Genomic DNA, 1,763 nt, shown 5'->3' on the forward strand with positions numbered 1-1,763 from the left:
CAGCTACGCTACCTTTCATTATTGGCGTCGCAAGTCCCGGACTCTCAGGCAGGCGCCTTCGGCCGACGTGGGCTTCATTAGTCTAAAATGTTCGCCGCCGCCCCCAGAGCCAGCAGCGGCGGCCGCCGCTACCCTGGAAGTCAGCCTGCCGGGAGGTTTACGCCTGTCCATCTCGGGTATTGACCCGGAGCGGCTGACCGACTTGTTGCACCGTCTGGATCAGCGGTATGCTCAGTTTTAGTTCTCGCCAGCGCTACTTTCTCTACCGTGGCGCCACCGATATGCGCAAGGGCTTCAACCGCCTGAGCGGGCTGGTACGCCGATTCATGAAGCAGGGTACGCTGCTCAGCGGAGATGTCTTCATTTTCCTGAACAAGCGGCGTGACCGTATCAAGCTACTGGTCTGGGACCGCGATGGTTGGGTGGTCTGGTACAAGGTGCTGGAGCGCGGCACCTTCGAGTTGCCCCGGGCCACCGGGGATAGCTTGGAGCTATCCTTTACGGACCTGCAACTGTTGCTCGCGGGCATTGAAATTACTTCTGTGAAACGACGTAAAAGGTACCGGCCGGCGGCTTGATGCCAAGGGTATTCTTCGTATTTTTTGCCCCGTGAGTATCGAAGGGCTCATCGCGGAAAATCAGTCGCTCAAGGAGCAGTACGGGGCCCTGCGCCACGAGCTCGATCAACTCAAGCGCCTGATCTTCGGCGCCAGGTCCGAGCGCCTGGCAGGCCAGGCCACCGCGCCCCCCGAACAGATGGCCCTGTGGGGGCAAAGCGTGCCGGCCGAGCCACCGAAGCAAGAAGTCACCTACACGCGTCGCAAGCCGAAAAAGGCCCACCCCGGCCGGGCTTCGCTGCCGGATCACCTGCCGGTGGAGGAGATCGTTCTGGAGCCGCAAGACGTAGACACCGCTGGCCTGGAGTGCATTGGGCAGGAAGTCACCGATACGCTGGACTACCGTCCGGGTAAACTCATCATCATCCGGCGCATCCGGCCGAAGTACGCCCGCGCCGAAGCCGACGGCTCCACCACCGTGGTGATCGCCGAGCTACCCAGTCGACCCATCGATAAGGGTATCCCCGAGCCGGGGCTGCTGGCCGAGCTGTGCGTAGCCAAGTACGTCGACCACCTGCCCTTTTACCGCCAGATCAAGCGCTTCGAGCGCGATCACGGCTGGGTGGTGCACAAAGCCACCGTGGGCGACTGGTTCGCCGCAACCTGTAGCTTACTCGAGCCGCTATACCAGCAACTACTCCGCACGGTCGTTGATAGCGACTATTTGCAGGTGGATGAATCGACGATCAAGGTACTGGCTTCGGAAAAGAAAGGCAAAGCCCACCTGGGCTACCAGTGGGTCTATCGGGACCCGGACTCCGGACTGGTGCTGTTCGACTACCGTAAAGGACGCGGGGTGCACGGCGTGATGGAACGACTGGCGGACTTTGCGGGCTACCTGCAAACAGACGGGTATAAGGCCTATGAGACCTACTTGCGCAAGCATCCGCAGGTCACGGGGGTGAGCTGTCTGGCGCACATCCGCCGTAAGTTCTTCGAGGCCCGCGAGCAGCATCCCCGGCTGGCGGAGCTGGCCCTGGCCGCCATCGGCTTCCTTTACCACGTCGAGGCGCACTGCCGCAAAAGGGGGCGGTCGGCAGCCGAACGCCTGGCCCTGCGCCGGCGGGTGAGTCGGCCAGTCTACGAGGCATTGCTGGACTGGGCGGAGTACGAACAGAAAAACAACCTGTCCAGCGGGGCCATCGG

General features: G+C 62.1%; 3 protein-coding genes. All 3 read left to right on the plus strand.

The annotated features are described in order from the left end of the window. Positions 1-241 (plus strand): IS66 family insertion sequence element accessory protein TnpA (gene tnpA, locus E4021_RS18355; protein ID WP_211097064.1); only part of this gene is annotated, 241 nt, incomplete at its 5' end. Then, positions 228-578: an IS66 family insertion sequence element accessory protein TnpB gene (gene tnpB, locus E4021_RS17890; RefSeq protein WP_136460856.1), complete on the plus strand. Its 351-nt coding sequence runs from the start codon at positions 228-230 to the stop codon at positions 576-578. The genes tnpA and tnpB, both read left to right, overlap by 14 nt. 31 nt (positions 579-609) lie before the next feature. Then, positions 610-1,763, plus strand: a 1,154-nt coding sequence (gene tnpC / locus E4021_RS17895) for an IS66 family transposase (RefSeq protein WP_136460857.1), incomplete at its 3' end; no start/stop codon positions are given.

The sequence above is a fragment of the Neolewinella litorea genome (assembly GCF_004803465.1).
Taxonomy (GTDB): Bacteria; Bacteroidota; Bacteroidia; order Chitinophagales; family Saprospiraceae; genus Neolewinella; species Neolewinella litorea.

What these genes read in the sequence shown, in the direction of transcription:
- tnpB (WP_136460856.1), top strand. Translation starts at nt 228, where the DNA reads ATGCTCAGTTTTAGTTCTCGCCAGCGCTACTTTCTCTACCGTGGCGCC.